This window comes from Trinickia sp. (assembly GCF_036503415.1).
GTDB lineage: Bacteria > Pseudomonadota > Gammaproteobacteria > Burkholderiales > Burkholderiaceae > Trinickia.
The window spans coordinates 24067-30782 of sequence record NZ_DASXWY010000051.1; the positions used below are offsets into that span (position 1 = coordinate 24067).

At 60.8% G+C, this 6716-nt stretch carries 8 protein-coding genes and 1 tRNA gene; 8 read left to right on the forward strand and 1 reads right to left on the reverse strand.

All coding sequences use genetic code 11. The features are described 5' to 3' along the window. Positions 1–10 precede the first annotated feature (10 nt). Positions 11–1216 carry a Do family serine endopeptidase gene (locus tag VGL01_RS07385; protein ID WP_331568206.1) on the reverse strand — a complete coding sequence of 402 codons (1206 nt, stop codon included), beginning with the start codon at positions 1214–1216 and terminating at the stop codon, positions 11–13. A gap of 19 nt (positions 1217–1235) precedes the next feature. On the opposite strand from VGL01_RS07385, the gene VGL01_RS07390 reads away from it, so the two are divergent. The 8 genes from VGL01_RS07390 to VGL01_RS07425 form a co-directional block, all read left to right on the forward strand. Next, positions 1236–1982 (forward strand): Nif3-like dinuclear metal center hexameric protein, encoded by a 747-nt coding sequence (locus VGL01_RS07390; RefSeq protein WP_331568207.1) that lies wholly within the window; start codon positions 1236–1238, stop codon positions 1980–1982. Positions 1983–2210: 228 nt separating this feature from the next. Beyond that, on the forward strand, positions 2211–2831 hold the full coding sequence (gene petA / locus VGL01_RS07395) for a ubiquinol-cytochrome c reductase iron-sulfur subunit (RefSeq protein ID WP_331568208.1): 621 nt from the start codon (positions 2211–2213) through the stop codon (positions 2829–2831). Next, complete coding sequence (locus VGL01_RS07400; protein ID WP_331568209.1) at positions 2831–4216, forward strand: cytochrome bc complex cytochrome b subunit; 1386 nt, start codon at positions 2831–2833, stop codon at positions 4214–4216. Before petA ends, VGL01_RS07400 begins: the two co-directional genes overlap by 1 nt. Positions 4217–4238: 22 nt before the next feature. Beyond that, complete coding sequence (locus tag VGL01_RS07405) at positions 4239–5012, forward strand: cytochrome c1 (RefSeq protein ID WP_331568210.1); 774 nt, start codon at positions 4239–4241, stop codon at positions 5010–5012. A gap of 100 nt (positions 5013–5112) precedes the next feature. Then, complete coding sequence (locus VGL01_RS07410; RefSeq protein WP_006052302.1) at positions 5113–5724, forward strand: glutathione S-transferase N-terminal domain-containing protein; 612 nt, start codon at positions 5113–5115, stop codon at positions 5722–5724. A gap of 70 nt (positions 5725–5794) precedes the next feature. Beyond that, positions 5795–6283 carry a ClpXP protease specificity-enhancing factor gene (locus tag VGL01_RS07415; protein WP_331568211.1) on the forward strand — a complete coding sequence of 163 codons (489 nt, stop codon included), beginning with the start codon at positions 5795–5797 and terminating at the stop codon, positions 6281–6283. A 20-nt stretch (positions 6284–6303) separates the two neighbouring features. Beyond that, positions 6304–6379 (forward strand) — tRNA-Thr (locus tag VGL01_RS07420). Between the two features lie 196 nt (positions 6380–6575). Continuing rightward, positions 6576–6716 (forward strand): Arm DNA-binding domain-containing protein (locus VGL01_RS07425; RefSeq protein WP_331568216.1); only part of this gene is annotated, 141 nt, incomplete at its 3' end.

Genomic DNA, 6716 nt, shown 5'->3' on the forward strand with positions numbered 1-6716 from the left:
GTCACTCCCGTCACTCGTCTTGTTGGCTGTCGTCGCTGCTGCCTTTCGGCGGAGGCGGGCGCTTGCCGATCATGACGTCGACCTGCATCTCCTTGTTCTTGCGCATCAGACGGATCTTGGCATCGGTGCCGGGCTTGATTTGCGCGATGACGTTCAGAAGCCGTGTCGTGTCGGTGATTTCCTGACCATTGACGTCGAGCAGCACATCGCCGGGCTTGATGCCGGCCTTGTCGGCGGGACCGCCTTGCAGCACGCCGGCGACGATCGTGCCCTTTTGCTGGAGCCCGAACGATTCGGCGATCGCCGGTGTCACATCCTGCGGCTCGACGCCGATCCAGCCGCGCGTGACCGAGCCCGTCGTAATGATGCTTTCCAGCACGCTCCTGGCTGTGGAGACGGGGATGGCGAAGCCGATGCCGAGCGAGCCTCCGGAGCGCGAGTAGATGGCCGTATTGATGCCGAGCAGGTTGCCGCGGGCATCGACGAGTGCGCCGCCCGAGTTGCCCGGGTTGATGGGCGCATCGGTCTGAATGAAGTTTTCGAACGTATTGATGCCGAGGTGATTGCGCCCGAGTGCGCTGATGATGCCCATCGTCACCGTTTGACCGACGCCGAACGGGTTGCCGATTGCAAGCACCACATCGCCTACGCGCGCCTCGTCGATCCGCCCGAGCGTGATCGTCGGCAGATTCGTCATGCCGATTTTGAGCACCGCGAGGTCCGTTTCGGGATCGACGCCCACCACTTTCGCATTGGTGCGGCGGCCGTCGGCCAGGGCGATTTCGATCTGGTCCGCGCCGTCGACGACATGTTGGTTCGTTAGAATGTAGCCTTCCGAGCTGACGATGACGCCCGATCCGAGGTTCGTTGCCGGCTCATCCTGGGGCGGTTCCTTGCCCCCTTTCGGATTGCCGAAGAAGTAGCGGAACAATGGGTCGTTGGCCTGCGGGTTGGGCGGCAACGATCCGGCTTTGCCCGAAAATACGTTGACGACGGCCGGCATCGCCCTTTGCGCGGCATCGGCATACGACGTGACCGTCGGTGTCGAGCCTGTACCCGGCGCGACTTCGCGCAGCGCCACGATGGGCGAGGCCAGTTGCTTGCCGAGCTGTCCTTGCCGCTGCAGCCATTGCGGCTTGAGCGTCACGACGATGAACATCAGCGCGAGCAGCACCGTGACCGCTTGGGCAAAGAACAGCCAAAAGCGTCTAAGCATTTGAAGATTAGAGGATTCTATGGATCGGATCGAACTTGAATTGTACTTGAACGATATGCTCGGCACGGCACGCTTCAAGGACTATTGCCCCAATGGGCTGCAAGTCGAGGGGCGCCGGCGCATCGAGAAGATCGCTACCGGTGTCACGGCGTCGCTCGCATTCGTCGAAGCTGCGCGCGAGTGGGGGGCCGACGCATTGCTCGTGCATCACGGCTACTTCTGGCGCAACGAAATGCCGCAGATCGTCGGGCGCAAATATCGGCGCCTGAAGGCCCTCATCGCTGGCGACATGAATCTTTTCGCGTTTCACCTGCCGCTCGATGCGCATCCCGAGTACGGCAATAACGCGCAGCTCGGTGCGCGCATGGGTCTGATTGCCGATGCGCACTTCGGCGCCGACGATCTCGGCTGGATGGCCACGCTGCCGATGCCGATCACGCTCGCTCACTTCACGGCACAAGTCGAGCATACGCTCGGCCGTACGCCGCTCGTGCTGGGGGACCCCGAGCGCGAGTTGCGCCGCATCGCCTGGTGCACGGGGGCCGCGCAGAGCTATTTCGAGGCCGCCATCGACGCCGGCGCCGATGTCTTTCTGACGGGCGAGATTTCCGAGCCGACGACGCATATCGCTGCCGAGAGCGGCGTCGCGTTTCTTGCGGCGGGGCACCATGCGACGGAACGCTTCGGAGTGCAGGCGCTCGGCGCCCATCTGTCCGAGCAGTTCGATATCGAACACCTCTTTATCGATATCGATAATCCCGTCTGATTATTGGAATTGCGCTGCGTTGCACGATCGGCCCGATACGCGAAATGCTTGAAGGAGGCATCGTTTACCGGCCCGAGGAGCTGCTGGTGTCTCGGGAAAACCCTTACGGATCAAGCGGTTCGCATGGTTTTTGGCGGACAGGTCTTGTAAATGACGACTCCATTCCCGCAAACTAGCGGGCGGTGGCAAAAAGCGTGACGGAAATCCAACTCAGAAGTGGGGCGTGTAATGCGAGATAAAGAAGAGGAACGCGTCGACGGCAGCCGCCGTACCTGGCTGATTGCGACGTCCGTAGCAGGCGGCATTGGAGGCGTAGCCGCTGTCATACCGTTTGCAAGCTCGTTGGAACCCTCTGAAAAGGCCAAGGCCGCCGGCGCACCGGTCGAGGTCGATATCGGCGATTTGAAGCCGGGCGAAATGAAGACCGTTGCCTGGCGCGGCAAGCCCGTGTGGATCATCAATCGGACGGACGCCATGCTGGCCGACGTGGTGAAGGCCGACAACGAAGTGGCCGATCCGAACACGAAACATCCGTTTTCGATGCCCGAACCGGCGTACTGCCAGAACGAATACCGTTCGCGCCCCGATCACAAGAACATTCTCGTCCTCGTGGCCGTGTGCACGCACCTGGGCTGTACGCCGACGCCGCGGTTCACTCCGGGACCCCAGCCGAACCTGCCCGGCGACTGGCCCGGTGGCTTTCTCTGCCCCTGCCACGGGTCGACGTATGATCTGGCGGGCCGGGTCTTCAAGAACAAGCCCGCACCGCAGAACCTCGACGTTCCCCCCTACATGTTCACGTCGGCGACCACGATCGTGATCGGCAAGGACGAAAAAGGAGAAGCGTAATGGCGACGACCGAAAAAGAAGCCGTAACGACGACGGGTCTTGCCGGCTGGATCGATCGCCGCTTCCCGATGACGTCCACCTGGAAGGCCCATCTTTCCGAGTACTACGCACCGAAGAACTTCAACTTCTGGTACTTCTTCGGCTCGCTGGCGTTGCTCGTGCTCGTGAACCAGATCGTGACGGGCATCTTCCTCACGATGAACTACAAGCCCGATTCGACGCTCGCGTTCGCCTCGGTCGAGTACATCATGCGCGAGGTGCCGTGGGGCTGGCTCATTCGCTACATGCACTCCACGGGCGCGTCGATGTTCTTCGTCGTCGTCTATCTGCACATGTTCCGCGGGCTGCTTTACGGTTCGTATCGCAAGCCGCGCGAACTCGTCTGGATCTTCGGTTGCGCGATCTTCCTGTGTCTCATGGCCGAGGCGTTTTTCGGCTATCTGCTGCCATGGGGGCAAATGTCGTACTGGGGCGCCCAGGTGATCGTGAACCTGTTTTCGGCGATCCCGTTCGTCGGCCCTGACCTTTCGCTGTGGATTCGAGGCGACTATGTCGTGTCCGACGTCACGCTGAACCGCTTTTTCGCGTTTCACGTAATCGCGATTCCGCTCGTGCTGATCGGGCTCGTGTTCGTGCATATCGTCGCGCTGCACGAAGTCGGCTCGAACAACCCCGACGGCATTGAAATCAAGGCCAAGAAAGATCCGCACGGTCGCCCGCTCGATGGCATTCCGTTCCATCCGTACTACTCGGTCCATGATTTCATGGGCGTGTGCGTGTTCCTGATGGTATTCGCCGCGATCATCTTCTTCGCACCGGAGATGGGCGGGTACTTCCTCGAGCAGAACAACTTCGTTCCGGCCAATCCGCTGCAAACGCCGCCCGAGATCGCGCCTGTGTGGTACTTCACGGCCTTTTACGCGATGCTGCGTGCCACGACCGACCCGTTCAAGATCGTGCTGATGGTCGTGATCGGGCTGCTTGGGCTCCTTGCGCTCGTGCGGGCGCGAGGCAAGTGGAAGATCGGTCTGCCGGTCCTGGCCGTGCTCGTGATCGTCGCGATGTACCTGACCCAATCGAAGTTCTGGGGTGTCGTCGTGATGGGCTCCGCGGTGGTGTCGCTTTGCTTTTTGCCGTGGCTCGACCGCAGCCCCGTGAAGTCGATCCGCTACCGGCCGTTGTTCCACAAGGTTTTCTACGGAATCTTCGTGCTTGCGTTCCTGACCCTCGCTTATCTGGGCACCAAGCCGCCGTCGCCGGCCGCGACGTTGATCGCTCAGATCTGCGCGCTGATCTACTTCGCGTTCTTCCTCGGCATGCCGTTCTGGACGCCGCGCGGCAGGTTCAAGGAGCCGCCGGAGCGTGTTCGGTTCAAGCCCCATTAATCGCGAGCGAGGACAAGACGATATGAAGACATTGCTTTCGAAGCTTGCCCGCATTGGCGCGGTGGTAGTCACGCTGGCCGCCGGCATGCTCGTGGCCCCCGGGGCTTGGGCGCAGGAAGAGGGATTTCGGCTCGATCGTGCGCCCGACAACACGGAGAACCTTGCGTCGTTGCAACATGGCGCGCAATTGTTTGTAAACTACTGCTTGAGCTGCCACAGTGCGAGCCTCATGCGCTACAGCGCGCTGACGCAGCTTGGCCTTTCGCAAAAGGAGATCGAGCAGAATCTGCTCTTTACGACCGACAAGATCGGTAACACGATGACCGTGGCCATGCGTCCGGAGGATGCCAAAACGTGGTTCGGGGTCGCGCCGCCCGATTTGTCGGTGGAAGCACGGGCGCGCAGCAGCGACTGGCTCTACACCTATTTGCGCAGCTTCTACCGGGACGAAACGCGGCCGACGGGATGGAACAACATGGTGTTCCCGAACGTCGGCATGCCGCATGTCTTGTGGCAGTTGCAGGGTGTGCAGACGGCGAAATACGAGGACGAGTTGAACCCCGAAACGGGGGAGAAGGAGCATCGGTTCGTTGGCTTCGCGCAGGCAAAACCGGGGACGATGTCCCGGGTAGATTATGATTCTGCCGTGGCCGACCTTGTCGCCTACATGACCTGGATGTCCGAGCCGACGCAACATGGGCGCCGGCAGCTTGGCGTATGGGTGCTGCTGTTCCTGGGCGTGCTGACGTTCCTGGCCTGGCGGCTGAACGCGGCGTACTGGAAGGACGTTAAATAATCACGCCGTGACGGCGGTGTGAGGGCCGGCGCGACTCGAAGCCCGCTTCGGCGGGCTTTTCGGCGTGCTGGCCCTTCAGCTTTTTGAGGAAATTTTAGACATGATGGTTCTGTATTCCGGCACAACTTGCCCGTTTTCCCAGCGTTGCCGGCTGGTGCTGTTCGAAAAGGGGATGGACTTCGAGATCCGCGACGTCGACCTCTTCAACAAGCCGGAAGACATTGCGGTGATGAATCCGTATGGGCAAGTGCCGATCCTGGTCGAGCGCGACCTGATTCTGTACGAGTCGAACATCATCAACGAATACATCGACGAGCGCTTTCCCCACCCGCAGCTGATGCCGGCCGATCCGGTGCAGCGCGCGCGCGCACGCCTGTTCCTGCTCAATTTCGAGAAGGAGTTGTTCGTGCACGTGGGCACGCTCGAGAACGAGAAGGGCAAGGCCGCGGAAAAGAATCACGAGAAGGCGCGTCTCGCGATTCGCGATCGTCTGACGCAACTGGCCCCGATTTTCCTGAAGAACAAGTACATGTTGGGCGAAGAGTTTTCGATGCTCGACGTGGCGATCGCTCCGCTGCTCTGGCGTCTGGACCATTACGGTATCGAGCTTTCGAAGAATGCCGCGCCGCTCATGAAGTACGCTGAGCGCATTTTCAGCCGGCCGGCGTATATCGAAGCGCTGACGCCGTCGGAAAAGGTGATGCGCCGCTGATGTAATTTCAGGGTGCGGCGCTTGTGGCGGGAGCTCGGCAGCAAGCGTTGCACCTTGGCGAGGACAGTCGATGCAAGAGATTCCAACGAAACCGTATCTGTTGCGCGCGCTTTACGAGTGGTGCACGGATAACGGGTACACGCCGCACATTGCGGTGAGGGTCGACAATCAGACGCGCGTGCCGCGGCAGTTCGTGCACAACGACGAGATCGTGCTCAACATCAGCTTCGAGGCGACGACGCAGCTGCAGATGGGCAACGAGTGGATCGAGTTCAGTGCGCGCTTCTCGGGCAAGGCGCACAAGATCGAAGTGCAGGTAGCCAACGTACTGGCGATCTACGCGCGCGAGAATGGGCAGGGTATGGCGTTCCCGGTCGAGCCCGCGGTGGGGGCCGCCGGTGGCACACCCGTCGAATCCGAGGTGTTGGACGCGGAGCCGGAGGATGTCGGCGTCGGAGCGGGAACGCAGGCGCAGGCGACAAAAGACGACGGTGACGGACCGCCTTCCGACGACGGCTCGAAAGGCGGTGGCAAAGGGCACCTCAAGGTCGTGAAATGAAGTAGAATCACGGGCTCAACGCCGGCTTAGCTCATCTGGTAGAGCAGTTGATTTGTAATCATCAGGTGGCGGGTTCGAGTCCTGCAGCCGGCACCAAATACCCGTCCGAGGTTATCCTCGGAAATCCGAAAACCCGTGATAGCATAAGGCTTCGCGGGTTTTTTTATTCCGATGTTGTTCAACGGTGCCCGCCTGAATCCGGGGGCATGTGGGGGCACCGCCGGGGGAATTTCTTCAGTCTGGCAAATGCCCCCGGGAAAAGTGCCCCCTGGCACTGTAAGGTAGATGCCTTATGCCGTTGACCGACGTCGCGATTCGCAAAGCCACTCCCCGTGAAAAGTCGTACCGCCTTGCCGACAGCGGCGGCATGTACCTTGAGATTTCACCGTCTGGGGGGAAATACTGGCGGCTCAAATATCGCTTTCTAGGGAAG

What these genes read in the sequence shown, in the direction of transcription:
- VGL01_RS07385 (WP_331568206.1), bottom strand. Translation starts at nt 1,216, where the DNA reads ATGCTTAGACGCTTTTGGCTGTTCTTTGCCCAAGCGGTCACGGTGCTG.
- VGL01_RS07390 (WP_331568207.1), top strand. Translation starts at nt 1,236, where the DNA reads ATGGATCGGATCGAACTTGAATTGTACTTGAACGATATGCTCGGCACG.
- petA (WP_331568208.1), top strand. Translation starts at nt 2,211, where the DNA reads ATGCGAGATAAAGAAGAGGAACGCGTCGACGGCAGCCGCCGTACCTGG.
- VGL01_RS07400 (WP_331568209.1), top strand. Translation starts at nt 2,831, where the DNA reads ATGGCGACGACCGAAAAAGAAGCCGTAACGACGACGGGTCTTGCCGGC.
- VGL01_RS07405 (WP_331568210.1), top strand. Translation starts at nt 4,239, where the DNA reads ATGAAGACATTGCTTTCGAAGCTTGCCCGCATTGGCGCGGTGGTAGTC.
- VGL01_RS07410 (WP_006052302.1), top strand. Translation starts at nt 5,113, where the DNA reads ATGATGGTTCTGTATTCCGGCACAACTTGCCCGTTTTCCCAGCGTTGC.
- VGL01_RS07415 (WP_331568211.1), top strand. Translation starts at nt 5,795, where the DNA reads ATGCAAGAGATTCCAACGAAACCGTATCTGTTGCGCGCGCTTTACGAG.